Consider the following 24,828-nt stretch of genomic DNA (forward strand, 5'->3'; position numbering starts at 1 on the left):
TGAAGGCGCTGGCGCCAGGCCGGGTTGGGGGGCGGTGTACTGCCCGCTGGCCAGTACATGAACCTCAGGCCGTTTCCGCAGGGCGCGGGAGGGTGCGGCGGGCACGGGGGCCGCACCCTCCCTGGGGGCGGCCCCGTGGCTCTTTCGTCACTGCGCAGCGGAGCCGGGCGGAGGCAGCGGCAGGTGGCGCTGTGCCTCCACCGGGATCATGACGTCAAGGGTGGCTCCGTCCCTGCCTGTCACCCGGGCGTTGAGCCTCCGAAGGATGGCCAGCACCGGACGGTTGCCGCTTCCGGTCATGGCGGTGATTCCCCGGCAGTCGAGGGTATGGGTGCGTGCCAGGTCCACCGTGTACTGGACGAGGACGGTACCCAGTCCCTGCTGCTGCCAGGAGTCCTCGACGAGGATGCCGAGTTCGCGAATGTGCGGGACCGGTGTTCGCATCAGATGAGTGACCGCGATGACACGAGCCGGTTCGTCTTGCGGAACGGTGATCATCGTCGTCCCCTGGGAGGGGTCACAGAGATGTGCCCATTCGCGGGGTGCCACGGTCTGCCGGGCGCTGTGGTAGCGGGCGAACCGCGACTGCGCGGAGGACCTCAGGTGCATGAGGTTCGCCGCGTCGAGGTCGTCGGGAACCGCCGTGCGGGTCAGTACGGTCTGCCGCGTACGCGTGGTCATGAGCCGTGGCTGAGGCGGGAGCAACAGTGACGATGACGGCAGCCGCGACCCGGCCCTCGGGCGGTCCTGTTCACCTTCCGGTCCGCCTGGGCCGGCGGTTTCCCGGTTCAGCACTCGCGGTCACCAGCTGGCCCCACCGGCCAGACGAGGAGGTCGTCACGGACCCAGCCGCGCTGACCTGTGTGCGCACCGGACTTGACCTTGACGTAGAACCACAGGTAGGTGGCGTCACCCGAGTATTTGGCGTTGCCTCCGACGGCTGATGCGGCCGGAGCCGCGGCAACCGCTCCTCCCGAGAGAAGGGCGGATGTGACTGCCAGTGACACGATGCCCGTTCGCATGCGCATCCCTCTCCGTTCGATGTGGTGACGTTCCGATGCGCGGGGCTTGTGCCCGTCGGCTTCGGGCAGCCGCGTCCCCGGCGCTGCGGGCACGGTGCGGATCGCGGCAAGGGACTCGGGACTCCTCGGCAGCTGTAGGTTCCGCACCCGACTGCCGAACTCTCCGCGGTGAGCAGCGGCCCTTGGACGGCGCTGCTCACCGCAAAGATGCTGTGGAGCGCCTTTGCAGCGGCCATCAGCAAGCCTGGGGACGGGCGCGATCTCTACGCCACGTGTGCGTACTGCCAGAAGACCCAGCCCTTGACGCCCTTGTGGTAGCCCTGCCGAACGGTGCCGTAGTACCAGAGGCCCCTGCGGTCACTGGTCTGGTAGGTGCAGTGGTAGGTGAAATCCGTGCCCTTCTTGAGCTGGCCCTTGGAGCTGTAGTTCGTTCCCGGACCGCTCCGGAGGTTCACGTTGCTCGCGCTGGTCTCCCACACACTTCCGGGCCGGGCGTCGTCGATGTTGCACTTCGATGAGCCGACGGCGGACGCACTGGTGGCGGTGACGATGGCCCCACCAAACATCAGCGTGCCCACAGCCGCAGCGGCTGCTGTTCTGCGCAGAATGAGTTTCATATGAATTGCCCCACTTTCGTGTTATGAGGTCCGGCGCACGCGCTTGGTGGTTGCGGCGCCACGGCAGAGGTCGGCCCGCGTTTCCGAAACCCGGCTCCGGGGCGGGGCGGGCGGCCGTCACTTTGACGAGTGGTTCTCGGACGCGTCACGTGCCGTGTCGTTCGGTTCTCGTCCCGCCCCCGCGCCGTTTTCCTCAGACCAGGACCAGGACCAGGGCCGGACACGGAAGCGGGCGGTGCACCTGCGAGGGGCGGGTTCCGGTGCCGCCGTCGTGTCCGGCATGGCCCTGGCACTGCGGCGCGGATGGTTCCCGCAGTTCAGCCGGCGAGCTGGTACAGCATGTCGCTGCGGATCCAGCCCGTGGCTCCCTTGGCCGGGCCCCCCTTTGAGCGTTTGGCCAACGAGCCGTAGAACCATGCGCCCTTCCCGCAGGAGATACGCACCTGGTCGCCGTCGTAGAGCAGCCCCTTGGACACGAAACCGGTGCTGGGACCCGTCCGGTAGTTGACGCCGTTGCCGTCCACGGTGCCGGTGAAACCGGTCCGGTAGGAGCACGAGGACGAGGCGACTGCGGATGCGGCCGGAGCCAGGGCCATCGCGCCTCCGGCGAGGAGGACGGCGGACACGGCCAAGGCTACGGTTCGGGTGTACAAGGTCATGAACCTGGACTCCGTCCTGTGGCATGCGATCGACGGCGCTACGAAGCACCATCGTCAATAAATATTGATACTAGGGGCTGATCCATGCCTGGGGGAGGGGTGGCCGAGGTCCGGTCTATCAATGCATGTTTATGGTTGTTGGGGGGTGTCATGAAGGGGAGCAGAGAAGGGGGCTGGGCGTAGGCAGTACGGTCAGCCGGAGCGGCCTGGCGGATTACGGGGAGACGCCGGCGCGGTCAAGCTCGGTCCAACGGGTCCGCTTGAGGAAGACACGACGGATGCCTCGGAGCCGCGGTAAAGGTCCGCCAACGCGGAAGTTCGGCGTACGACGGCCGCCTCTGGCTGGCTCTGACGCCGTTTCTGAACACCGTCGTAGCCACTTCTGGCGGGCCGACGGCCGGTGCAGGCGGTGTCGGGACCGGTCGAAGACGATGGCGCCGTGAGGGTGAAGGCTCAATACTGGGTCGATGACCGGACAACGCAGTTTGCTCACCAAGCAGGACGTCCTCGGACTCGTCAATGCGGCCCGTGTTCACGGCATTTACGCCACCCTCACGATGTCACTGATGCTCCGCGAAGGCGTCCGTCGTAACGCTCTGCCTCAGGTCACCGCTGCCGATTACCGTCCGGCCTCCGGCGGCGAGCCGGGGAGCCTCACCTATCGCGACGGTGACCTGAGCATGACCGTCAAGCTCTCCTCGGAGACCGAAAGCATCCTGTCCGACTACCTGGCCCAACAGAGTTGACCTGCGGAATACGCCAGGTCTGATGCTGGCGAACAGGGCCTGAGCGGCTCCGGAGCCCGCCGCGCTCTGGGGGCGGCGGGGCGACCAGGACGTCTTCGCTGAGGGCGCGCGGTTCAGGCTGGGAAACCTTGCCGCTGTCGGATTATCGGTTCCGCTCCGCGTTCTGGGCGTCCTTGCCGACGGGTGTGGCGGTGGGGGTGGGGAGGGAGGCGCTTATGCCGATGGGCGGTCTGTCCCGGGTCCGGTGTGCTGGTGGGTGGTGATCTGCTGGAGTACGACGAGGGCGGCCTGGAGGACGAGGGCGGTGCGGTGGCGGGGGACAGGACGTGTCGTCAGGTCGTGGAGGACCTCGTTGCGTAGGTTCATGCCCTCGTTCGGGTCGGCGAGCAGGAGGCGGAAGACGGTCGGCCACGGAGGCGGGAAGCCGGCTGGCTCCATGTGCGCGATGAGACCGCCGAGTTGGCTGACCTGCCCAGGGCGGTCCCCTTGGGCGTGCTGGATGACGGGGATGCCCGCGGCTTTGAGGTGACGGCGCAGGAGGCCCTCGACGCGGACGAGGGCGAGTTCGAGGGCGACGTCGTCGTCGTGGTCGAAGTACGCGAGGAAGGCGCGGGCGAGGCCGCGCATCCGGTCGGGAGGAGCGGCCGGGGAACGGACGAGGACGGTGAGGAGGTCGTCGAGGGAAGGGATGAACCGCTCCCGGATACGTTCGAGCCGGGCCTCCAGGAGAAGGCCGTGCAGATCCAGTACGAGGATGCGCGTGTCGGTGCCGACGGGCCGCGGGCGGACGTCGGAGGGGGGCGTGGTGATGACGGGGCCGTTCGTGTTGATTCTTGCTGTCGGGAGGCGCAGCAGACCTTGGATCGTGTCCTCGGGAACGGCTGCGGCTTCAGGCAACGAGGGTGTGGCTGTGGCGAGTTCCCGCAATGCTTCGCCGAGGTCGCGGGCAGCGTCCACGAGCATGACGGCCGGGGTGAAGAAGTCGGCGGGGACCTGGACAGGGATGCCGATCCGGGTCAGGCCGAGGTCGTCGAGGGTGAGGCGCTGCTGCCGGAGGCGGATTTCCTCCAGGGCCTGGGGGAGGCCCATCCTTTGAGCGTACGCAGCAGCTTCCTCAAGTCCTATCAACTGCGTGACTCCGTCGCCCCGTTCGGCGCGGCGGAGGAAGGAGTCGACGACGCGCTGGTCGATCGCGCCGCGTTCGGCGTCGTCGGCCGCTGTCTGCCGCAGGCCGGCCAGGAACTCCACCTGCATGGGAGGATCAGCGCTGTACGCATCGACGGCGAGTTCCAGGAGCGGGCGCAGCCTGCCGTGGTAATCCTCGTGCCCGAGGAGCGGCCCGGTGAGCGCCGCGACGACGCCCGGAGCCGGATCGTCCCAGCCCAGTGCGGTGCCGGCGAGGTCGAGCATCTCAGCGACGACGTCCACCAGGACCGGCTGGCGGGTCGAGACGGCGAGCCCGTACGCGGCGGAGAGCGAGTCAGCGGCCTGCATCCGGCCGAACGAGGCGAAGATCCCCGTTCCGCCGATGAGGAGGGGGACGGCCTGGCGGTACGCGTCGACCGCCGCGCGCAGGTGGCCGATCGGGGGCGTGCCGTGGTGTGCAGCCCACAGGAGGTGGTGCAGCCGTGCGCGAACGACAGGGTGACGGGCGGCCTGCGCGTACGCCGCCCACGTCTCACGCGCCTCCTGCGGGACCTCGCGCAGTTCGCGCGGCCACGGGACTTCCTCCGGTCCCTGGTACTCACCGCGGAACGTGCCGTCGGACGGGCCGAAGAAGTTCAGCGCGGCACGCAGCGCTTCCAGATGCCGGGTCTCCTCCCCGGTCCAGGTCTGCCGGTCGGCCGCAGCCGCCAGTTCCCCGGCGACGATCGAGTGCGACGGGCCGGGTACCGACGACGCGGCGTCCAGTGCCGCGAGCACGGAGGCGTGCACGTCCGTCATGGTGCTCCTGCTTTCCTCACCCTTGTCCCCAGGGCGCCGCCCAGACGGACTCCTCGGATGCTAGGACGGCGCAGATGAACGTGATGACCGCAATGGTGGCGCAGATCGGTGCGCCCGCGGACCTGTATGCGGCACAACACCGGCAGCGGCGTGGATCTGAGACAGCCGCGCGCCGCGGAAACCAACCCGCACCGGCGAGTGAACCGATGCGGTGGCTGCTCAGTCTGTGCGTCGCAGGCCCTCCGGCTCAGCTCAGGCTGAGGGGCTGGTGCGGGCGGTTGTTCTGCCACGTCTGGGTGATGTTCTCGCCGTCTTCCCACACCTCGATGGAGTAGCCGTAGGGGCTGGACACTCCGGAGTCCCGGGCCTCCTGCTTCCCGTGTGACGTCACGTCCTCGGCGATGACGCCTTTCATGGCATCAAAGGCGGCGTTGTAGGTGTCGAAGGAATCGAGTACACCTTCGCTCTCACCTACCAGGCGGAACTCGTCTCCCATGTGTCTCCTCTTGCTGCGTCCCGAGGACCAAGGTGCCGTAGGTCACGGGAATGCCTCGGGGCGGGGTCTCTGAGTGATCGCGGTCCGTTCGGCTCGCGCGCGGCATGTCGACGTGCCACTGCGTATACGTTATCCGGGGTGCTGGGGTCGGTGAGGACGCTGGCGGGATTGCGGTTCTGTCCGATTGCGCCTGGCCCGCTCGTCGGCGCGCTGTCTGCGGCCCTGCGCGTTGGGACGCGGTGTCGGCTGGACGGTGGGCTCGTTGGCGATCTCCGGTCGGGCGAGCCGGGAAACGGCTCGTTCGTAGGCTTCCGACTGGTAGCGCGGACCGACCGCGAGGACCTGGAGGCGGGGCCGCCGGTCGCGGTCGGCGGGATCGGGCACGGGATCGAGGAACCGGTAGACGATGCGGTAGCGCGGGGCTTGGCGGTTGAGCCGTCGTCCCACGTCGTACTCCTGCTCGTCGAAGTACAGCTTCCAGCAGTTCCGCAGCTCCGCCGGCCAGGAGTCCGGCATCCGTTCGAGCCGGATGCCGGTGGCCTCGCCGCTGGTCAGTTGCGCGATGCGGATGACGGCCAGCCTCCGCAGTTGCGGGCTGAGTTTGAGGATGTCGTCGGCGACTTCCAGGAGATGGTCTCCGCGGAACGGGTGGGATGCCGCCACGAGTTCTCCGTCTGCCGCGGTCAGTTCTGGTCTGCTGGTGCTCCGCCGGCCTGGAGGATCTCGTCGGCGTGGTCGGGGTCTTCTCGGGCGATGAGGCGGGCCAGGGCCGCGTTGTCCAGCCCTTGCCCGGGAAGGGGAGCGCTGGCCAGGCGGCGGGCGGTGAGATCGCGGGCTGCGGCGTCGTCGGCGCTGTCCAGGGCCTGGACGAGAGCGGTGAACAGGTCGTAGGGGAGGAGGACGGCTTCGGGGTCGCCCCCCTCCTGCTCGGCGAGCAGGAGGGGGAGGGCCCGTTCCCCTCCCTTGCGGAATCCGGCCAGGACCGTTCGCAGAGTGGCGGCAACTCGGGCGGCGGAGTGAACCGCCTGATGGTCGCTCATGCGTCTCACTCTAGTCCCGGGGCCCGTGGCAGGCGCTGGGCTTTCGTCCTGGCCTGCCGGGTGCGGGCGGCTTCCGGGCTCTGGGAGTTCCCGGTTACGGACTGAGTGTCACGGCTGCGGATTCCGACAGGTGGTTCAGCCTGGCGCTGATCCTGGACGCGGCTGCTTTGGTGGCTTCGATGACCGACTCCGGCGCCTTCGGCATGACGGTGGCGGGTTTGAGCAGGAGGACGGCTCCCATGATCGAGTTGTCCCAGAGGATGGGAGCCGCGCACGAGTTCCAGTAGGGCATGCACTCTTCGAAGCCGAGGGCGTAGCCGCGGTCGCGGATCTCTTCCAGCGAGGCGAGCAGTTCCTTGTCGTCACGGTAGACGCCTGGGCCGGCTTCGGCCGGTACGGGCTCGGCCAGGACGGGTTCCTGGAGTGCTCGGGGGAGGTGGGCAAGGATGGTGCGTCCGCTTGCGCCAGTGCGCAGGGACCGGGTGACGGACAAGATGTCGAGGGCGGTCATGCCGAGTTCGACGAGGTCCGAGTCGCCGACGGCCATGTCGATGCACTGGCGCTGGGCGCCACCGAACGGGGCCAGTAAGTACTCGAAGACGAGCCCTCCGTCGGTGGCTTCGCGGAGTTCTTCCAGGGCAGAGTGTGTTTCGTCGTCCTTTGCGCGTGTGTGGGCGAGTGCCTGCATGCCGAGGTTCACGGCGCCGACACCGAGGCGGTATCTGCCGCGGCCGACGCGGTCGAAGAAGCCGGTTTCCGCGCCGGCTTGCAGGATCCGGGAGGTGGTCGAGTCATCCAGTCCGGCAGCCTGGGCTATCTCGCCGGTTCCGTGGACTTCGCCCCTGAGCTCACTGAAGGCATCCTGAATGCGGATGAATCGGTCGAACAATCGTGGACTAGTCCCTGAAGCGTTCGGGTTCTCGTTGCCAGTCATGCAGTCGCTACCTCCCGTCGGGCGGGCCGTGGTCCCGCCCGGGGTGCGGCCCGCCAAATCCTGCGCATGGATGACTAGTTGAACGACAATGCGCGTCGTGGTCTTGTTCCGGGAAGGAGGAAACTTGAAGGATTCTTGAGCTCTGGCTAGCCGGCGGTGTCCAGGCTGAGCTTGCCTGTGTGGGTCCGGGCGGCCAGGTTGGCGTGTGCCGCCGATGCCTCGTTCAGCGGATAGACCTGCCCGAGGACGGGGTGCAGTGATCCCTCATGTACGGCGCCGAACAGGGCGTTCATGCTGGTGCGCAGGGCTTGCCGGTCGCTGAAGAGCGAGGGCAGCCAGAAGCCGGCCACGGTGATCGACCGTTCCATCAGTACCTTCGTCGGCACCTCGGCGGTCTCGCCGGACGCGTATCCGTACACCGCGAGGCGTCCGCGGTTGGCGACGGCGTCGAGGACGGAGTGGAAGGTCGCTCCTCCGGTCATCTCCAGAGCGGCCTGGACCTGGCCCCCCGCTGCCTTCGTGATGTCCTCGGTGAGGTTGTCGCTGGTGGAGTCGACGACGATGTCCGCGCCGAGTTTCTCCGCGAGCCGGCGCTTGTCCTCGGTGCTCGCCAGCGCGATGACCGTCGCGCCGAGTTCCTTGGCCAGTTGGACGGCTATGGAGCCCAGGCCGCCCGCAGCGGCCGGGATTACCACCTTCTCGCCCGCCCGGAGGCCGACGACGGTGTGGAGCAGGTGGTAGGCCGAATTGCCCTGGAGGCACAGGGCCAGGGCTTGTTCGTCGCTCACTTCCTCGGGTACCTCCCAGGAGGTGAGGCGGTGGACAAGGGCCTGCTCGGCGTATCCGCCGCCCTGGGTCAGCCCGACGAACCGCTTGCCGTCCGCAGTGCGGCCGACGACCTCGTTGCCCGGGGTGTAGGGGAGTGTTACCGGGGCGAGGTAGCTGTCGCCGCGCACATGCACGTCCGCGTAGTTGACCCCGGCACGGCTCACACGCAGGAGATGATGCCCGCGCAGTGGCTCAAGGTCGGGGACCTCTGCCAGTTCCAGTACCTCCGGGCCGCCGAACCGTTCCATCCTGATGGCGCGCACACGTCTCCTTGGGTAGGTGGTTATCAGGCGTGTCGTGCCGTCAGGCTATTGCACAAAGGTGACGCTCGCGTGGAGCAATTGCGAAAACTTCCGCTTCTCACCCAGTGAGAAATGAAAGCGTTTCCCTGAGGAAAACAATGCGTCTGCCCGGTTGGTTTCTCGCTGGGCGAGAAACCAGTGCCGTGTGCGACGCTCTGTGTTTCCTCGTTGACTTGGGCATATTTGCAAGGGTAGGAATCAAGGCACGGGGGAGGGCGATCAACCGCATGGATCGGGACGCCGCGTGCCGGATGGCTGGAAGCTGTCGGCCCTGGAATCGTGTGCCAGGGCGGTAGTTGGGTCTCCGGGTTGCGCGGCGTTCCGCCTTCATGGGCAGGGAGAAGAGACGCGTGTACTCACCGGGGAACGAGCCGCAGTCGCGCGAGGCACGGAGAGTGGAATACCGACCGTGGGGGCGATAGCGATGATAGTGCCGGGCAGGGGCCGGCGGGAACGGAACGGATTCCTGGATGAGGATCCGCAGAATGTGGATTCCCCGGAATTTCGTGAAGACGGGGATCTGCCCTCAACGGGCGGAATCCGCCGTGAAGGGAAAGGCGGAGGCGGTCCGGTCCGCCGCGGTGACGCGAGCGAGGCTGATGGTCCCGGCGGAGTGTGGCTCTCGGTCGAGGGCGGGACTGTGCTCTTTCAGTCCGTCTCCCCGGGTGGGAGCGGAGGGTGCCGTATGCCGGAAGCCGCCTCCGCGGAGGCGGCGGACGAGCTGACGCTCGATGCGGCATGCCGGCTGATGCCCCTGCTTCCGCGCGAACTGATTGCGGAGCGGCTCGGGCTGGGCGAGTTCCGCGACGGCGGTGCCGCCTAGTTCTGTCGGCCGGGTGCCGGGCGGTCCCTCATGGGGGCGGCCCGGCATTCACACTTGGCCTTTCTCCAGGTGATCGAGCTGCCGGATCATCGACAGAACGGCTTGTCTGCTGGACGGAAGCAGGTCACGGCACTGCCGCGCGATGCCGACCGCTTCCTCGTCCTGGAGGACTTGGAGGTCGAGGGCCTGGGTGAGGGCGTGGGCTGCCGAGGCGATCTGCTCATCGGTGGCCCCGGCGGCGGCCTCAAGGAGACCGATCGCGCGCGGGAGGGTGCTGAGCAGTGTGGGTTCCCCGGCCACGCTGCCCAACGCCTCACGCTGTTCGGGCGCCAGGTCGGCGAGCTGCATGGCCATGGCGCGGACCTGGGGGTCGCTCAGGACGTCGATTTCCTTCAGCCGCCCGAGGAGGTCGGTGACGATCTCGGGACTCGCGTCATGGTCCATGTTCTGCAGCCGGATCTGATCGACGCCGAGACGGCGCAACTCTTCCAGGAGAGCTGTCTGTGCCCGGATGTCGTCCTCGAACGCCACGGTGTCCTCGGCGAAGTAGGTGATAGTCCGGCCGAAGAACGCGGCGAATGCCTTGAGGTGACGCAACTTCAGGCTGCCTTCAGCCTTTCCGGCAGCCAGATTCCAGAGGTACTGGCCCGTGATCGAGGTGCCGGTCTCTGCGGTGATTCGCTTCGCCAGCTTGTCCCAGGAGGGCGGCTTCCCGCCTTCAGGTGCTAGTGCTTCACGGAGCCTCGTCAGTTTCTCTGCGAGTGTGCGCGGCGGCTCTTGAGTGCCCTCGCCGCCGGGTTCCGGCATCGTCGGCTCCTCCCCCTTCCTGTGCGGACTGGTCGTCGTGTGGAGGCGCATGAACCTCGCGGCTGTCCACGCATGTGAATATCACCAAGCCAGCGGTGCGCGTCAAGCACTCCTGTCGTGCAGCTCCCGTCGCGGGAACAGGCATGGCCCAGAGGTGGACGTGCGGCCTTCCGGGTCGCTCGTTGGCAGGGAAATCGCCGACCGCTCCGGCGGGTTCCCTGCGGGCGTTTATGAAAATCTAACTCATACGGGATCATGCGGGCGACCCGCCCCAGGACGGGTTGAGGGGCGGCCGGCCGCGGCTTCGGGGGCGCCGAGGTTCCCGCCCGGAGCTGCGGCGGGAACCAAGATCATAAATATTTATTTACAAAGGGGTCGACTGGGTGTTGCCTCAGGGTTATGGTCGACTCCTTCTATCCATAAGTATTTAAGCATGTGAGTGTGCGGGACCCAGGTTCCGCGCGTCATGCGCGGATGCGGCGTGCTCTGGGCCCCGCATCCACGAAATGCCTTCCGAGAAGCGACGAGGGGTCCGCCTTGACCGTCCAGAAGCGCCGCAGGACAGCGGCAGGAGCACACAGCCGCATGCTCGCCGACGGAACGCACGGGCTCCGGGTACGGCGACCATGAAAGTGCCGTTCGGATCCTGAGGAGTGCCGAGTCGCCGGTCCGCAGACCAGCCGAGGACCCCACCCCCCCCCGTACGGTCCTCGGCTCCCTGGAGGGGCGTCACCGCAGGTTGCCGTGACGCCCCTCCACCCCCGGCTCTCCGCGGCACTCGCGGCGTGCTGCTGGACTCACTCGCACACCGCAGTCGCTCGCACGGCGGAGTCCCCGGCCGCAGGGCGTGGCTCTTCTCGCCTATGCCCCGCCTCGGCGTTCTTCTCGCGGGCGTCGAGGCGCCGGCCACAGCTCATGGACTGCCCCGTGCACTCACATGATCTCGCTGACCGCCGGCCGGGCCGGTGACGTCCGGAGACCTGTTACGCACCGCTGGAGAACTAAGGAGCACACGGCACGATGCTGCCTACGTCCCGAACCCCACGACTGCCCTGCCTGACGCTGTCCCTCGATGGCGAGACCACCACTGCCCTGCCCGACTACGGTGCGAGCACCGACAGGCCGCCGGTGCCTGCGCGCTCGCTCGCCCCGTGGCGGACCGCCTTGCACACGATCCGGCGTACGGCATCCATGGGCGAGCGCCAGCAGTACAACCTTGTCCGGTTCCCGTCCGGTGAACCGGATCGTTCCAGCGCCGGCTGCCGGTGGGTCTCGTGATGAGGGCGTCGTACCCGGTGGGGCAGGAGGCCGACAGCCGTCTGAGGGCGGGGCTCGCGTTCCGGCTCCTTGACGAGGAGGAGACCCGCGAGCGGGACACGCGCTTCGCGCGATTCCTCCTCCAGCGTCTCGCCGACGTGGAGGCAACGGGCTGCCTCGCCGAGAAGAAACTCGCGGCCGGCGTGCTCGATCTCTACACCGAATGGGACCAGGCGCGCGAGCGCGCCGGAGCATCCGGACAGGACCCGCACGCCGCGCAGATAGCGGCCATGGGCTGGGCTCTGCGGTGCCTGGCGCACAGCGCGTGGCGGAACACCCCTGGATGGGAACCCGCCTTCCACCCCGCAGCCACCCAGCCTCCCGCACCCGGTACGGGCCGACACACGGGTACACGGCAGCACCCGTGAACATGCCCGGTTTTCCCCGGACTTCCACACGCCGACCCTGCTCAGCGGTCCGGGTCCGCTACCGCGATGTCCTGAGAACAGGTGACGCCCCGACGCTTCTCCTCGGGTCTCTCACCGGGCGGCTGCCCACGGCCATGGCCCCGCTGGCGATCCTGCTGAGCGCCGATCCGGGCGGCGGCCACGGCACGGGCGGGCTGCTGGCCGCGGTCTACCTGCTGGCCGGCGCTGCCGGGGGTCCCGTCAGCGCCCGCCTGGCCGACCGGCACGGGCAAAGGAGAGTACTAGCGGCGGGCGGAGTCTTGAGCAGCACGGCCTTCCTCACCCTGGCCGCCGGGTCGGAGGAAACCTGGTGGGCGGCGGGGGCGGTGGCGGTCGCCGGGGCTGCCCGGCCACCACTGGACGCGGCACTGCGAGCACGTTGGGGCACCGGCGGGACGATGCCGTCGGCGGCCCATCAGCGGGTGGCCCTGGCTCTGGACTCCACCACCCAGGAGATCAACTACATCGTCGGTCCGCTCCTCGTGACCGCGATCACCATGGCGGTCTCCGCCCCCTGGGCTCTCGTGGCGACCGGCGCCGCCGGCGGCCTCGGCACGGCCCTGTTCGTGAGCGCGGCACACCCGCGCGTGCGCGGATCCAGCGCCGGTCGCGAGAACTGCTTACGAGCCGGGCGGGGCCGGCATCCCGCACTGCGGCACCTGTACCTGGCCATGACGTGCAACGGCATCACCCTCGGTGCCCTCTCCCCGCTGGCCGTTCAGGCGGCCGAGCGCCTCGATGCCCCTGGACTGACCGGAGGGCTGCCCGCAGCCCTGTCCTGCGGCGCTGTCGCGGGCGGCCTGCTCTACGGCGCGGCGGCAGGACGAGCAGAGCGCGACAGCCGTCTGACCGCCCTGTCCGTCTGCTTCGCCGCCGGATGGCTTCCGCTGACCGCCGTGGACAACCCCACCGTGCTCCTGTTCGCCGCAGCGGTCCCGGGCCTGGCCATGGCGCCTCTGCTCGGCGCGGCCTTAGCCACGACCAGTGCCCACGCACCGCGAGGACACATGACGCAGGCCCATGCCCTGCTGGTCGCCGGCATGGACATCGGCTGCGCGATCGGCACGGCCGCCGCCGATCTCACGCGTTCTCTCCTCCTTCTGCCGGCCGGGGCGACCGCAGCCGCGCTGATTCTCACCGCCTCCCGCAGACACCCCACCCCACCCCGGCCCGATCACCCTGCGCTCGCCCCCGCGGCGATGCCTGACGCGAACGGAACCTCACCGTGAGTCCCTTCCTGCTCACCCGCACGCTGCCCGAGAACACCACGGCCGCCCTGCGCGCCGACGTACTGCGCGGCCTGACCCGCACCCCGAAAACGCTGCCGCCGAAGTGGTTCTACGACGCGTACGGCAGCGAACTGTTCGAGCAGATCACCAGGCTGCCCGACTACTACCCCGCCCGCGCCGAGCGCGCCCTTCTGGCCGCCCACGCGGCCGACATCGCGGCCGAGACCGGCGCGCGCACCCTGGTCGACCTCGGCTCCGGCTCGTCCGGCAAAACGAGACTCCTGCTGGACGCCATGCCGGACCTGCACACCTACGTGCCGGTGGACGTCAGCGAGAGCGCCCTGATCCAGGCGGGCCACGCACTGGCAGAGCAACGCCCCGCCCTGAACATCCACGCACTGAGCGCGGACTTCACCACGGGCCTGGCACTGCCCGGGGCACCCGGACCCCGCCTCGTCGCGTTCCTCGGCGGCACCATCGGCAACCTCCTGCCCCCCGAACGCGCCGCCCTGATGTCGTCCGTACGCTCCCTGCTCTCGCCCGGAGACGCGCTCCTGCTCGGCACCGACCTCGTTAAGGACGAACGCCGGCTCATCGCCGCCTACGACGACACCGGCGGTGTGACGGCGGCCTTCAACAAGAACCTCCTCACCGTCCTCAACCGTGAACTGGGCGCCGACTTCGACCCCGGCGCATTCGATCACAAGGTCCGCTGGGACGAGACCCACGAGTGGATCGAAATGCGGCTGAGGTCCTCCACCGCGCAGACCGTGAAGATCCCCCCGCTCGACCTCACGGTCGACTTCACGGCCGGCGAGGAGATCCGCACGGAGGTCTCCGCCAAATTCCGCCGGGACGGCGTACGCCGCGAACTCGCCGGAGCCGGACTGGAACTGCGCCACTGGTGGACCGCCGGCCACATGTACGCCCTGACGCTCGCCGCCCCCGTCGCCCCGCCTCCTGCACAGACCAGCCTGCCGCCCCGGGCCGACCGCCCGTGATGCGCGAGGCGCTGCCGTGACCGAGCCGACGCTCCCGCTGTTCTTCCTCGGAGCGAAGCCGCACTTCCTCGCCCACACGGACGTGCCCCTGTTCATTGCCCATCCCCACCTGGCGGACCGGCGGACCCTTCCACGGGCCCGCGGACCCTTCGCCGTGGACTCCGGAGGATTCACCCAGCTCAGCCGCGAGGGAACCTGGGACACCGGACCCAGCCCCCGCGCCTACGTCCAGCACCTGCGGCGCTACCGCGACGAAATCGGAAACCTGCTCTGGGCCGCGCCCCAGGACTGGATGTGTGAGGACGCCATCATCCACGGCGGACAGGCCGGCAGCCAGTTCTTCCCCGGAACCGGGCTGAGCGTGGAAGAACACCTGCACAGAACCGTCGGAAACTACCTGGACCTGCGCGGCCTGGACCCGGACCTGCCCATCATCCCCGTCGTGCAGGGCCGCAGGCCGTCCGACTACGCCCACTGCGTCGACCTGTACGAACAGGCCGGGATCAACCTCCTGAACGAGCCGCTCGTCGGCATCGGCTCCGTCTGCCGGATCCAGGCCACCGAAGAAGCCGTCGAGATCGTCGAGACGGTCACCGGCATCCTCGGCCCCGCCCGCTGCCACGGATTCGGCTTCAAAATCACGGGACTCCGCAAATCCGCACGCCGTCTGCGCAGCGCTGACTCCCATGCCTGGTCCGCCCAAGGGCGCCGCATCCCCGCCCGCGACTGCACGTTTCGGCTGCCGCGCTCGTACGGTCCGCACCAGAACGAGGCGAACTGCCTCCGGTACGCCCTGACCTGGCGCCGACGCGTCCTCTCCGCCATCGAAACCGGACTCCGTACCCCGCACCTTCCGTCCGACGTCGGAGAAACCGCATGAAGACGCGTCACGCCCACGGGCGGGCAAGTTCACTGCCGGGCATCCCGGCACACAAGTACCACGCCTGTGCCCCTGCGCGGGACCGACCGCGCCGCCGACCCGTACGCCGGAGCGGGCCCCGCCCTCACCCGGAGCGCACCCCACACGCCCCCGCATGCCGCTCCCGACAGCCGCCTCGCCCGCCGGCCCGCGACCGCTCCGGACGCCGGGCGCACGAAACGCTCCGGCCTGATCGCCGCGCCCCCTCGCGAGCAGGTTCCCCGGCCCGCCCACACACCGTGATCTCCACGGCCCCACCAACCGACGCATTCTGGAGGCTGCCCGATGACGACCGAGTACGCCGCTGACCTCGCGACAGAATCCTGCACAGCGGGGAGACGGACCGTCGCGGTCATCGCCCCGCAGCACGGCTGTGGCTATGCCAACGCACTGGCCCGCCGAGGACGGGGCACCGTTGCGGTCGTCCTCAGCCCCACCGCAGGCCCGCCTGCACACTGGAGTGCCGCGCTCGACGGGAGATACACCGACGTCATCGAGTACACCGGCGACCCGCATCCCGTCGCGGCCAGGCTGCGAGCGGCCGGAACCGAAGCCGTGATGCCCGCCAGCCCGGCCGGTGTGGAACTGGCGGAGAAGATCGCCTGGAAGCTGGGCCTGCCCGGGAGCGGCGCACCGCGGACAGCTCTCCTGCGCACGGACCACGGCGCTCAGGCAGAAGCACTGTCCCAGGCGGGAATCGCGGCACCACGCACCCTGTGCACGACCAGTCTCGCCGAGGCCCTCGCCTGGACCAGGAGCCACCGGGCATCCGCGTACCGGTTGGCCTCCCCCTGCATCGGTGTCCCTGCGGGACCCGCCGAGTACGTGACGAGGCCCTCGATCACCGCCGTATGGCCGCAGGCCCAGCAGACAGCCCTGCGCCTCGGCGGCGACAACGCCCTCGTCATCCAGGAACGCGTGCCCGGGCGGCAGTACGTGATCTGCAGCGCCACGAGGTCCGGCCCCGGTGGTCCCCAGCACACTGTTACCGACATCTGGGCACATGCGTACGCTCCCACGGGGCTCCTCGACCGGATCGACCTGCTGCACCGCTACGACCTTCTCGCCCGACGTCTGTCCCTGCACACGCACCGCGTTCTGGACGCTCTGGGCGTGGCATCGGGACCGGCGGTGTGCCACGTCGCCTTCGACCCCGACCGCGGACCGGTCCTGCTCTCCGCGGGCGTCGTCACCCATCGGTCCCTCGGGGACGAGGCGACATGGGCGTTGACCGGCCACGACCCGATCGACATGACGCTGGACACAACACCCCGCGACCGCCGCCGCGGCACTCAACACCGGCGCGTGACTCGGATCCGCCTTACTGCCCCGCTCACCAGCACACTCGGGTCGAACCTGCTGCCCGCCGACGCCGAACTGCCCACTACGGTGTGCATCGACGCACATCCGGACTCCTTCATCCCCGGGACCGAGGCGCAGCTTCCCGACGGGAGAACCTTCGAGATCGTCCTCGCGCACGAGGAGCCCGAGGCGATCGAGAGGGACTGCCGCCGCATCCACGCCCTGGCGGCAGATCTTCACAGGATCCGGCACCGGTGACTGTCCCTTCTCCAAAACCGGAACCGTAGTCTTCACCTGATCAAGAAAGGATCCACGTCCCGTGCCACGGACCTTGAACCGGCCACACCTGGTGTGGGGATGGAGAGGCACACTCGCTGACGACGTCGAGCGCCAGGTCGCAGCAGTGAACGCCGCCCTGATCTCTCTGGACGAGCAGCCAGCCGATCCGGATACGGTCCGACAGCACTTCGCCACAACCGCCCCCGCTGTCTGCGCCGGCATCCTCGGCCGTGCGCTCACCCACCGGGAGCGGACACAGGTGAATGTGGCATTCGAGAGCTACCACGCCCGCCGGCCACCGGCCGCGCTCCTGCCCGGAGCCGAGGAACTCCTCACCCGCCTCCTGCGCAGCTCGTGCACCCACTCGGTGCTGTCGCTGAGCGCCCACAACGCCTTGACCCGGCACATCTCGGACCTGGGCATCAACTCCTTGTTCCTGCGCGCCGACGGACGGACGACCCCGTCCTCCAGGAGCAAGAGACAGACCCTGGCCCGCCATCTCTCCCTGCTCCCCGAGACCGTCGGCGACCGGCCGATCGTTCTCATCGGGGACACCGTCGACGACGTCCGCGCCGCACGAGCGGCCCAGATCCACCCCGTGTCCTACGGCGGGGGCCTGACGCACCCCGACATCCTCCGCGGCAGCGGCGCACCCGTCGCGGCGACCCTCGACGAGGCAGCAGCTCTGGCGGTGGAGTACACCCGCACAGTGTGACCCTTCCGACGACGTGAGATTCGGGGCCCGCGACGGCATGCCGCCGGCGGACACCCGGATCTCACGGACCACAGCAATGGACGGCGGAACACCGGAGTGACACGGGGGAGTTGGGGGCACCGTCACCGGCGCTCGGCTCGTTCCATCACCGTCGGGACGGCCGGCGCCCGTGAGGACCCTCCCGGAACCGCTCACCAGAGGGTGAGCGGCATGCCCTCCTCCTCGGCCGCCCGGATCAACTGCTCGATCCTCCCGGGCGGTTCGCCCCTTCTGAGCCCGGCGCGTATCGCCTCGGCCACGGCCCGCGTACGCCCGGCCGCACCGCGCGTGTCCGCCAGAGGACCGTGCGGATTCCCCCGCCGCAGTGACCACTCCACACGGTTCTCCGCCGCCGTCCCGAGCCGCAGATGGGCCGGATTGGTACAGCCGTGAAAATCACAGCTATGGCAGACGACCGGGTCCTGGGCAGCGGTCCATCCAGGCCGGTCTATAACCCCATGGTCCAGTTGGAAGGCGAAGAGGTGAGCCGGCACGGTTCCGCGCCGGGAAGGACCGGGAAGGCTCGCGGCGCGGAACGAACCGTGACCGGTCGAGCTGACCGCATTGATCCAGGGCCAACACCGGTCCCCCGGCCTGACGTAGCGTTTGGCCTCGAACCGTGCGACGACCATCTCGTCGTCGAGCCAAGCCCGCCAAAGGTCCGCAGGAAGCCGAACGGGTATCGGCTCCCCGAGAAGCGACAACTGCTCGGCATCCGCTTCTGCGAATCCCCGCCCGGGAGGAAACCCGTCCAGCGCGAGTTGACCGTCGGCTCCACTCATGAACCCTCCTCCCTGGGCGGCGTGAGGTCGGGCGGGTAACCCTGGGCGCGAAGGAAGACATCGAGAGCCAGCGCGACCACGTCTCCGTGCTGCATCCCGTGATCCGCGTGGAAGCGGCGGACACGCCGCTGGATCTGGAGAGCGTCAGGGACGGCGTAGTTGATCTGCCCGCGAGTGGTGTGACGGCCATTGAGGATCTTCAGAGTGTCGGGGTGAGGAAGCAGCAGGCCACCGGTCTGGTCGGATTGTGCTTCGAGCGCGTCAGCCACGGCGCGTAGCTGACGGGCGTGGTGCGAGAAGTCGGGCACAGGGCGCTCCGGGAAGGTCCACTAGGCGACTAGCTAGCCGCCTAGTGGACTAGTGGAATAGTCGGGAGGAGGGGTGGCCGCGAACGAGCGGGCCGCTCGCGGCCACCAGACGGACCGGGGTGTCAGAAACCGCGGGCGGTGAGCCACTCATCCAAGGCGACAGCGACGATGTCACCGATGGGCAGGTGGTCGATCTCGTTGTCCAGCATGAAACGCTTGATGCGCTTCTTCAGCTTCAGCGCGGCGGGGACCGACGAATCGAGGCTCTCGCGGGTGATGATGCGCTGGTTGAGAATGACGGCAGTCTCAGGAATTTCCGTGGGGCGGCCGGGACCGTGAGCCCACGGCGCACCCTCACTAAGCACTGCCTCCGGCTGCGGGCCCGGGGTCCGCTGACCTCCCGGAACGTCGGTCCTCACCGGGAAAGCCGTTCCGCCGGGCATCGGAGGGGCCGTGGGACGAATGACCACCTCGGCGGCAGGCCCACCCGTGAAGGCGGACGGGCGCGGTCCGTCCTGCTGGATGCCCACAGTCTGCCGGGCGGGACGGATCTCCGGTGCCGCAGAGCTGCCGGCACGGACCGCATACGGATCCGGCTGCCCCTCCTGCTCGGCGGTCTCCTGCCGTATCACGGGGCCACCGACCGGCGGGGCGGCGAACTCGGCACCCTCGGACTGAACGGTGCCGGGCGAAGCGGACCCGGCGACCGGTACCTGCGCGGACCGCGGCGTCACCGGTACTGCCTCGGCAGGGTCGTCCTGTGCCGGAACCCCGACGGCAGCGGGGGCGGACGGCCCAGCCGCAGACCGACCGGCAGCGGAACGGCTTTCGCCCGGTCCGGCCGAGCGCTCGGCAGCGAACCGCTCGGGGGTGAGCTCGGCTTCGGGAGGGGGGACCACGGCGGTCTTCGCCTTCGCCCCGCCCAGCGCGCGACCGGAGCGGCGGGCCGGAGGCTTGGGCCTCTCGTTCTGATCGGTCATACCTCGGTCAGCTCCTTCATGAGGCTCGCGTACTCGCTCAGTTCGGTCGGGATCTCCCCGAATGCCTCCATGTAGTGGACCCAGGAGTGGATGACGGTCTCGGCGAGCGGGAACGGTTCGTCGCGGTCCGGGCCGATGCCTTCACCCGAGGCGGGCTCCAGGAGCTTGTCCTTGGCGTTGCGGGGCAGACTGGTGCGGTCGTCGGCCTTCACGAGGACCACGTGAGCGGTGACGTCGCGCTCGTTGCGGGCTGCGGCACGTTCGGCCTCGTCGAAGGTGGCCACGAGCTTGCGCCGCTCGATCTTGGTGGGAGCAACCGGCACGAGAAGCAGGTTCGCCTCGGTAACAGCCTCGTGGAACAGCTTCGCGCTCCCGCCGCCGGCGTCGACCACGATCGCGCCGAACTCGGAGCGCTTCTCGCGGATGTACTCGGCGATGTCGTCGAACGGGTACCGCTCGACCACCAGGTTCTCGGGGATCTCGAATCCGTCGGCCTGGGCGACCTTGAACCAGTCGTAGGCGGACTGGCTGCTTGCGTCGGCGTCCAGCAGCAGTGTCGGGACGCCGAGGACGACGGCGTAGTAGAGGGCGATGAACCAGGCCGAGGTGGTCTTGCCCGTACCGCCCTTGAGCATGCCGACAACGATGACGAAGGCGTCCCAGGAAGGGGTTGCGACCGCTTCCAGGGTCTTGAGACGGGTGATTTCGTTCACGTGTGCTTGATCTCCTTGCGGGAAAGATGGCGTGGGTACCGAACGCGGGGGCCGACAGAGTCGACGCGTGCTTCGCGATGTGCCGGCGAAGAGCAGGCGGCGGAGCCCTTGCAGCGGAGAAGCAGCCGGGACAGCCGGTGGACGGACTCTTCAGACGGCAGGGAACGTCAGGGGAGAGGAAGGCGCTCACGGACGCTTCCCCGGACTGGATGCGGGGCCGTGCTGATGCTGAGGCCGCATACGGGTTCCGGCCTGGTGCAGAAGGCGGTAGACCGTGGCAACGGAGCAGTTGCACTTGCGGGCGAGTCCCGGCACGCTCGCGCCGGCCTCGTACCGCTTCCGCAGGAACATCGCGAGCCTCTGCCGTTCGGCGGCGCGCGCCGCCGAACGCACCCTCTGCGTCTGCTGCGACGTCCGCGGCGTACCCCCGGCCTCGATCAGCAGGCGCCGGGCACCACGCCTGCTCTCTCCCGCGGCGGTGGCGAGTTCGGCGAAGGTCGCACCGTGCTTCTCGTACAGCACGCGGAGATGAGCGGCGAGACGCTGGCGTGCGTGCGCGTCATTGAGCATCCGGCGTGTCTGCCACGACGTGCGCATCTCGGTACCGGCTTCCCGCAGCCGGTTGAGAACCGTGCCGTACGACAGGCCGCTGTCAGCCACGAGCCTGTGGACCGTGGCTCCGGACTCGTATTGCTCGCGCAGGGACTCAGGGGTGGGCGAATCGCTTTTGGCGGCCTTCTCCGGGGGCGGGTTCATGCGACGGACTCCCATTCATTGAGGGCTTCGGTGTAGGCGGCGGCCAGCTCGTCGTAACTGAGCTGGTCGGCAGGGGTGATGAGGAGCAGCCGGCCGTCGGTGGCGATACGCCAGTCCGGATCGGCACGGCCGGTGACCGGATCGAGGACACACCCGTCCGGCGCGTGCCACGAGGTGGGGATCTCGTCGGGGCGGAGTGCCGGGACGACGACATGGCGGCCGTCGCGCACGATCACGGCAGCGCTGCGGGGGTGCACCGCAAGCCGGTCCAGCGTCTCCCTGTACAGGGCCCGTTCGACGGCGTGGAAGGCCCTTCGCCGGGCAGCTGAACCCGCGGTCCCGTAATGACGGGCGATCGTGTCCCAGCTGGGTGAGGACATGCCGTGGGGGCCGGTAACAGCCTGCGGGAGCCTGTTACCGAAGTTGTCCAAAGCGTGAGGAGCAAGGGTCCATGTCTCACCGACGTGCTGCACCAGCCCGTGACTCATGAGGCGGTGGAGAGTGCGGTAGACGGTGGCGCGGGAAACGGACGACGTGATGATGAGTTCACCGGCGGTCTGTGCCGGGCGTGCGTGCAACGCTCCGATGATCATGAGGGCGGAGCTCCCCAGAGCGCGGTGGGCGAAAGCGTCGTGGGCCATCAGGCGGCTGATGACCGTGGAGTCCACATCGGCCGAGAGCGCGGTCTCAGAGGCAGACCACTCCCCAAGTTCCGGGGCGGGGGGGAACTGAGTGGTCTGTATGCGAGAAAGCGGATTCCCCGCGCGGTCCGCAGGGCCGTTGCCGAGATACCACGAGGAACCTTCCCTTCCACGCCCGACCCTCAGGCGACGAAGCCACCCACCGGGCCCCAGCACCGTGTCGTACGCGTTGCGCAGGGTCTGCCGGGAGATCCCGGCCACCTCTGCTGCCTGGCGCTCGCTCGCGGCGTGGAGACGGCCGCCAGCGGCCTCGGCGAAGTTGAGGTGGGCGCGCAGTATCCGCAGAGCGGTGCGTCCCCGCTCCCCACGCCAGGGAGTGACCTCGATGAGGTCGCGAAGGGCAGCGAGGTCTTCGTCGGCGCCTTGGCGGGAATCGACCTCCTTCGTGCTGCCGACGGTTGCGCTGGCGCTCTTCCAGACGCGATGGATGTAGTCGAGGGCGCGTGCCTGTCCAGAGCGAAGCGCGATGGCCTGTGCGTGCCGGCCACCCTCGTGATCCGGGTGCATGAGCAGTTCCGTCAACTGGTCGACGGTGCCACCGGAACGGGCGATGTGACACGCGACAGCCGCAGTGATGCGGTGGCCGTGTTCGGCAATGCCCTGTCGCTCTTCGCGCCGGACGACCTGCCCTCGGTGGTCGAGCTTGCTGTAGCTGCCTGCCGCGTAACGGCCGGTCAGGTCTCCGAGGAGGACCAGATCAGCCGCGCTCCGTGGGAGTCGGGCGAGCCCCTGCCGTGAGGTTTGGACGCCTGTGGCTGCCTCTGGTTGGGATGAAGCCTGCTGTGAGTAGTGCGTAGGGGGGGCGTCGTGTGGCACTCTGGAGTCGTCTCGCAAAGACATGGACATCACCCAGGCCCGCAAAAACCGCAGGTGGTGTCCGGAACCGACCTCCAATCGGTGCCAGCGAAGCCTCCAGGATTCCCGTCCCGGAGGCTTTCGTATGCCTGGCTCCCAAGGGAGGCAGGCGTCCCCATCGCAACCCGACCATGGCGCGACCCGGGGCTGTCACGAGGTCACCACTCCTGATCCGGTCGGTCGACGCAGGCCGTTCCAAGGCGAAATCAGAGGGATCGCCTCTGACTGCCTCTGAACGACCCGGGTCGATCCGGGGTCGAATCAGAGTGTTTTCCTCTGACTGCCTCAGATGGCCTCTGCAACCCGTCCTGGCAGGTCACAGCCAACTCGGCCTCCATAGGTCCAGGTCAGAGGGGTGCGGTCGGATTACCACGAGTACACCGTCAAGACCCCGGGCTCGCGCGACCGGGGCGCCCGGCGCATTGTCACGGGGCGGGGCGGCGAGATCTACTACACCGATGATCACTACGACTCGTTCCGGACGGTACTGAGATGACCGACATCGCGATCGACCTCGCCGGCGTCACGGACAGGGCCGGGCTCATGGACCGGTTCGCCGAGGGACTGCGGCTGCCCGACTGGTTCGGGCGCAACTGGGACGCGCTGGCCGATGTCCTGCGCGATCCAGGTTTCTGGCCGGCGGGGACCGAGCGGATTGTCATACAAGAGTGGCGGCCGTACGCCACTGCGAGGCCCGATGAGTGGGAGATCGCGTTGGAGATCTTCGAGGGGACTGACCTCCCGGTCCTGCTCGCCCTGTAGGAAGCTCCAGGGCGTTCCCGCGCAGGCTGGACGTTTCTCCCGGAGTCGGTTCGGGGGCCCGCGTGGGAGAATCAAGTACGTGCGTTTTCTCAATGACATCAAGCCCGCGTACGACCTCACGTACGACGACGTCTTCATGGTTCCGAGCCGCAGCGCGGTCGGCTCCCGCCAGGCCGTGGACCTGCGCTCGCCGGACGGGACGGGGACGACGATCCCGCTGGTCGTCGCCAACATGACCGCGATCGCGGGGCGCCGGATGGCCGAGACGATGGCCCGGCGCGGCGGGCTCGTCGTCATTCCGCAGGACATCCCCATCGACGTCGTCACGGACGTCGTCTCCTGGGTCAAGAGCCGCCACCTCGTCCTCGACACGCCGATCGTGCTCTCCCCCCAGCAGACCGTCGCCGACGCGCTCGCCCTGCTCCCGAAGCGTGCCCACAACGCGGGTGTCGTCGTCGACGAGGAGCGCCGGCCCGTCGGCGTCGTCACCGACCAGGACCTGACCGGCGTCGACCGGTTCACGCAGCTCGGCGAGGTCATGTCCCGTGACCTGCTGCTCCTCGACGCGGACATCGACCCGCGCGAGGCGTTCACGACCCTCGACGGGGCGAACCGGCGGTACGCGCCCGCTGTCGACAAGGACGGCAAGCTCGCCGGGATCCTCACCCGCAAGGGCGCGCTGCGGGCGACGCTGTACACGCCGGCCGTCGACGCGAACGGCAAGCTGCGGATCGCCGCCGCCGTCGGCATCAACGGTGACGTCGCCGGCAAGGCCAAGCAGCTCCTCGACGCGGGCGTCGACACGCTCGTCATCGACACCGCGCACGGCCACCAGGAGTCGATGATCAGCGCGATCCGGACCGTCCGCGCGCTGGATCCCCGGGTGCCGATCGTCGCCGGGAACATCGTGTCCGCCGAGGGTGTCCGCGACCTGATCGAGGCGGGCGCGGACATCATCAAGGTCGGCGTGGGCCCCGGCGCGATGTGCACGACCCGCATGATGACCGGCGTCGGCCGGCCCCAGTTCTCCGCTGTCCTGGAGTGCGCGGCCGAGGCCCGCAAGCACGGCAAGCACGTCTGGGCCGACGGCGGTGTCCGCCACCCGCGCGACGTCGCGATGGCCCTCGCCGCCGGGGCGTCCAATGTGATGATCGGCTCCTGGTTCGCCGGTACGTACGAGTCCCCGGGCGACCTCCAGCAGGACGCGAACGGGCGCCTGTACAAGGAGTCCTTCGGCATGGCCTCGGCCCGCGCGGTCCGCAACCGCACCTCCGAGGAGTCCTCCTACGACCGCGCCCGCAAGGCGCTCTTCGAGGAGGGCATCTCCACGTCCCGCATGTTCCTCGACCCGGCCCGGCCGGGGGTGGAGGACCTGATCGACTCCGTCATCGCCGGGGTGCGGTCGTCCTGCACGTACGCGGGCGCGGGGTCGCTCGCGGAGTTCGAGGAGAAGGCCGTCGTCGGCATCCAGAGCGCGGCCGGCTACGCGGAGGGCAAGCCGCTGCACGCGAGCTGGAGCTAGCCGCTTCGGAAAAGGGGAAGCGG

General features: G+C 68.9%; 28 protein-coding genes and 2 pseudogenes. 13 read left to right on the forward strand and 17 right to left on the reverse strand.

The features are described from left to right. Window positions 1–147: 147 nt before the first annotated feature. From ACLZOT_RS42735 to ACLZOT_RS42745, 3 genes are all read right to left on the reverse strand, one after another. Window positions 148–681, reverse strand: a complete 534-nt coding sequence (locus tag ACLZOT_RS42735; RefSeq protein WP_416974628.1) for a GNAT family N-acetyltransferase — start codon at window positions 679–681, stop codon at window positions 148–150. A gap of 604 nt (window positions 682–1,285) precedes the next feature. After that, window positions 1,286–1,639 carry an SH3 domain-containing protein gene (locus tag ACLZOT_RS42740; RefSeq protein WP_416974629.1) on the reverse strand — a complete coding sequence of 118 codons (354 nt, stop codon included), beginning with the start codon at window positions 1,637–1,639 and terminating at the stop codon, window positions 1,286–1,288. A 317-nt stretch (window positions 1,640–1,956) separates the two neighbouring features. Next, window positions 1,957–2,298 carry a hypothetical protein gene (locus tag ACLZOT_RS42745; RefSeq protein WP_416974630.1) on the reverse strand — a complete coding sequence of 114 codons (342 nt, stop codon included), beginning with the start codon at window positions 2,296–2,298 and terminating at the stop codon, window positions 1,957–1,959. A gap of 467 nt (window positions 2,299–2,765) precedes the next feature. On the opposite strand from ACLZOT_RS42745, the gene ACLZOT_RS42750 reads away from it, so the two are divergent. Further along, complete coding sequence (locus ACLZOT_RS42750) at window positions 2,766–3,044, forward strand: hypothetical protein (RefSeq protein WP_416974631.1); 279 nt, start codon at window positions 2,766–2,768, stop codon at window positions 3,042–3,044. Window positions 3,045–3,257: 213 nt separating this feature from the next. Here ACLZOT_RS42750 and ACLZOT_RS42755 read toward each other — a convergent pair whose 3' ends face one another. From ACLZOT_RS42755 to ACLZOT_RS42780, 6 genes are all read right to left on the reverse strand, one after another. Further along, window positions 3,258–4,988 carry a hypothetical protein gene (locus tag ACLZOT_RS42755; RefSeq protein WP_416974632.1) on the reverse strand — a complete coding sequence of 577 codons (1,731 nt, stop codon included), beginning with the start codon at window positions 4,986–4,988 and terminating at the stop codon, window positions 3,258–3,260. Window positions 4,989–5,235: 247 nt separating this feature from the next. Further along, complete coding sequence (locus tag ACLZOT_RS42760; RefSeq protein ID WP_416974633.1) at window positions 5,236–5,484, reverse strand: hypothetical protein; 249 nt, start codon at window positions 5,482–5,484, stop codon at window positions 5,236–5,238. Window positions 5,485–5,613: 129 nt separating this feature from the next. Continuing rightward, window positions 5,614–6,147, reverse strand: a complete 534-nt coding sequence (locus tag ACLZOT_RS42765; RefSeq protein ID WP_416974634.1) for a hypothetical protein — start codon at window positions 6,145–6,147, stop codon at window positions 5,614–5,616. Window positions 6,148–6,167: 20 nt separating this feature from the next. Next, window positions 6,168–6,524 carry a hypothetical protein gene (locus ACLZOT_RS42770; RefSeq protein ID WP_416974635.1) on the reverse strand — a complete coding sequence of 119 codons (357 nt, stop codon included), beginning with the start codon at window positions 6,522–6,524 and terminating at the stop codon, window positions 6,168–6,170. 94 nt (window positions 6,525–6,618) lie between these two features. Continuing rightward, window positions 6,619–7,458, reverse strand: coding sequence for an IclR family transcriptional regulator (locus tag ACLZOT_RS42775; protein ID WP_416974636.1), 840 nt, complete (start codon window positions 7,456–7,458; stop codon window positions 6,619–6,621). Between the two features lie 146 nt (window positions 7,459–7,604). Then, on the reverse strand, window positions 7,605–8,549 hold the full coding sequence (locus tag ACLZOT_RS42780) for a quinone oxidoreductase family protein (protein ID WP_416974637.1): 945 nt from the start codon (window positions 8,547–8,549) through the stop codon (window positions 7,605–7,607). A 724-nt stretch (window positions 8,550–9,273) separates the two neighbouring features. Between ACLZOT_RS42780 and ACLZOT_RS42785 the strand changes: the two genes are divergently transcribed. Beyond that, on the forward strand, window positions 9,274–9,411 hold the full coding sequence (locus ACLZOT_RS42785) for a hypothetical protein (RefSeq protein WP_416974638.1): 138 nt from the start codon (window positions 9,274–9,276) through the stop codon (window positions 9,409–9,411). A 48-nt stretch (window positions 9,412–9,459) separates the two neighbouring features. Here ACLZOT_RS42785 and ACLZOT_RS42790 read toward each other — a convergent pair whose 3' ends face one another. After that, the gene (locus tag ACLZOT_RS42790; protein ID WP_416974639.1) at window positions 9,460–10,218 is read right to left on the reverse strand and encodes a hypothetical protein; all 759 of its coding nucleotides are present in this window, start codon (window positions 10,216–10,218) and stop codon (window positions 9,460–9,462) included. 1,277 nt (window positions 10,219–11,495) lie between these two features. On the opposite strand from ACLZOT_RS42790, the gene ACLZOT_RS42795 reads away from it, so the two are divergent. From ACLZOT_RS42795 to ACLZOT_RS42825, 7 genes are all read left to right on the forward strand, one after another. Beyond that, complete coding sequence (locus tag ACLZOT_RS42795; protein ID WP_416974640.1) at window positions 11,496–11,903, forward strand: hypothetical protein; 408 nt, start codon at window positions 11,496–11,498, stop codon at window positions 11,901–11,903. Between the two features lie 134 nt (window positions 11,904–12,037). Continuing rightward, complete coding sequence (locus ACLZOT_RS42800) at window positions 12,038–13,171, forward strand: MFS transporter (RefSeq protein ID WP_416974641.1); 1,134 nt, start codon at window positions 12,038–12,040, stop codon at window positions 13,169–13,171. Next, on the forward strand, window positions 13,168–14,172 hold the full coding sequence (egtD, locus tag ACLZOT_RS42805) for an L-histidine N(alpha)-methyltransferase (RefSeq protein WP_416974642.1): 1,005 nt from the start codon (window positions 13,168–13,170) through the stop codon (window positions 14,170–14,172). Before ACLZOT_RS42800 ends, egtD begins: the two co-directional genes overlap by 4 nt. A 16-nt stretch (window positions 14,173–14,188) precedes the next feature. Beyond that, window positions 14,189–15,052: a hypothetical protein gene (locus ACLZOT_RS42810; RefSeq protein WP_416974643.1), complete on the forward strand. Its 864-nt coding sequence runs from the start codon at window positions 14,189–14,191 to the stop codon at window positions 15,050–15,052. A gap of 66 nt (window positions 15,053–15,118) precedes the next feature. Continuing rightward, a complete protein-coding gene (locus tag ACLZOT_RS42815; protein ID WP_416974644.1) occupies window positions 15,119–15,334 on the forward strand; it encodes a hypothetical protein in 216 nt (71 codons plus the stop codon). 42 nt (window positions 15,335–15,376) lie between these two features. After that, window positions 15,377–16,651, forward strand: a complete 1,275-nt coding sequence (locus ACLZOT_RS42820; protein ID WP_416974645.1) for a hypothetical protein — start codon at window positions 15,377–15,379, stop codon at window positions 16,649–16,651. A gap of 91 nt (window positions 16,652–16,742) precedes the next feature. Continuing rightward, entirely contained in the window at window positions 16,743–17,387 is a 645-nt protein-coding gene (locus ACLZOT_RS42825; protein WP_416974711.1) for an HAD family hydrolase, read from the forward strand. Between the two features lie 191 nt (window positions 17,388–17,578). Here the strand turns inward: ACLZOT_RS42825 and ACLZOT_RS42830 are convergent, their stop codons facing one another. From ACLZOT_RS42830 to ACLZOT_RS42860, 7 genes and pseudogenes are all read right to left on the reverse strand, one after another. After that, complete coding sequence (locus ACLZOT_RS42830; RefSeq protein ID WP_416974646.1) at window positions 17,579–17,764, reverse strand: hypothetical protein; 186 nt, start codon at window positions 17,762–17,764, stop codon at window positions 17,579–17,581. A gap of 440 nt (window positions 17,765–18,204) precedes the next feature. After that, a complete protein-coding gene (locus ACLZOT_RS42835) occupies window positions 18,205–18,516 on the reverse strand; it encodes a hypothetical protein (protein ID WP_416974647.1) in 312 nt (103 codons plus the stop codon). Window positions 18,517–18,638: 122 nt separating this feature from the next. Next, window positions 18,639–19,496: a hypothetical protein gene (locus tag ACLZOT_RS42840; protein WP_416974648.1), complete on the reverse strand. Its 858-nt coding sequence runs from the start codon at window positions 19,494–19,496 to the stop codon at window positions 18,639–18,641. Next, a complete protein-coding gene (locus ACLZOT_RS42845; protein ID WP_416974649.1) occupies window positions 19,493–20,209 on the reverse strand; it encodes a ParA family protein in 717 nt (238 codons plus the stop codon). Before ACLZOT_RS42845 ends, ACLZOT_RS42840 begins: the two co-directional genes overlap by 4 nt. Window positions 20,210–20,395: 186 nt before the next feature. Further along, the gene (locus tag ACLZOT_RS42850; RefSeq protein WP_416974650.1) at window positions 20,396–20,980 is read right to left on the reverse strand and encodes a helix-turn-helix domain-containing protein; all 585 of its coding nucleotides are present in this window, start codon (window positions 20,978–20,980) and stop codon (window positions 20,396–20,398) included. Further along, window positions 20,962–21,345 carry a hypothetical protein gene (locus ACLZOT_RS42855; RefSeq protein WP_416974716.1) on the reverse strand — a complete coding sequence of 128 codons (384 nt, stop codon included), beginning with the start codon at window positions 21,343–21,345 and terminating at the stop codon, window positions 20,962–20,964. Before ACLZOT_RS42855 ends, ACLZOT_RS42850 begins: the two co-directional genes overlap by 19 nt. Before the next feature lie 96 nt (window positions 21,346–21,441). Beyond that, a pseudogene (locus tag ACLZOT_RS42860) lies at window positions 21,442–21,606 on the reverse strand (helix-turn-helix domain-containing protein); the annotation flags it as partial. A gap of 288 nt (window positions 21,607–21,894) precedes the next feature. Here ACLZOT_RS42860 and ACLZOT_RS42865 point away from each other — a divergent pair. The 4 genes and pseudogenes from ACLZOT_RS42865 to ACLZOT_RS42880 all read left to right on the forward strand — a co-directional run bounded on the left by ACLZOT_RS42865 (window position 21,895) and on the right by ACLZOT_RS42880 (window position 24,805). Further along, window positions 21,895–22,404: a hypothetical protein gene (locus ACLZOT_RS42865; RefSeq protein ID WP_416974717.1), complete on the forward strand. Its 510-nt coding sequence runs from the start codon at window positions 21,895–21,897 to the stop codon at window positions 22,402–22,404. A 475-nt stretch (window positions 22,405–22,879) separates the two neighbouring features. Beyond that, window positions 22,880–23,017, forward strand: a pseudogene (locus ACLZOT_RS42870) (ribonuclease domain-containing protein); the annotation flags it as partial. Beyond that, entirely contained in the window at window positions 23,014–23,283 is a 270-nt protein-coding gene (locus ACLZOT_RS42875) for a barstar family protein (RefSeq protein WP_416974651.1), read from the forward strand. The pseudogene ACLZOT_RS42870 and the gene ACLZOT_RS42875, both read left to right, overlap by 4 nt. Window positions 23,284–23,362: 79 nt before the next feature. Beyond that, complete coding sequence (locus tag ACLZOT_RS42880) at window positions 23,363–24,805, forward strand: GuaB1 family IMP dehydrogenase-related protein (RefSeq protein ID WP_416974652.1); 1,443 nt, start codon at window positions 23,363–23,365, stop codon at window positions 24,803–24,805. The last annotated feature ends 23 nt before the right edge of the window (window positions 24,806–24,828 follow it).

The sequence above is a fragment of the Streptomyces sp. 4F14 genome (assembly GCF_048159485.1).
GTDB lineage: Bacteria > Actinomycetota > Actinomycetes > Streptomycetales > Streptomycetaceae > Streptomyces.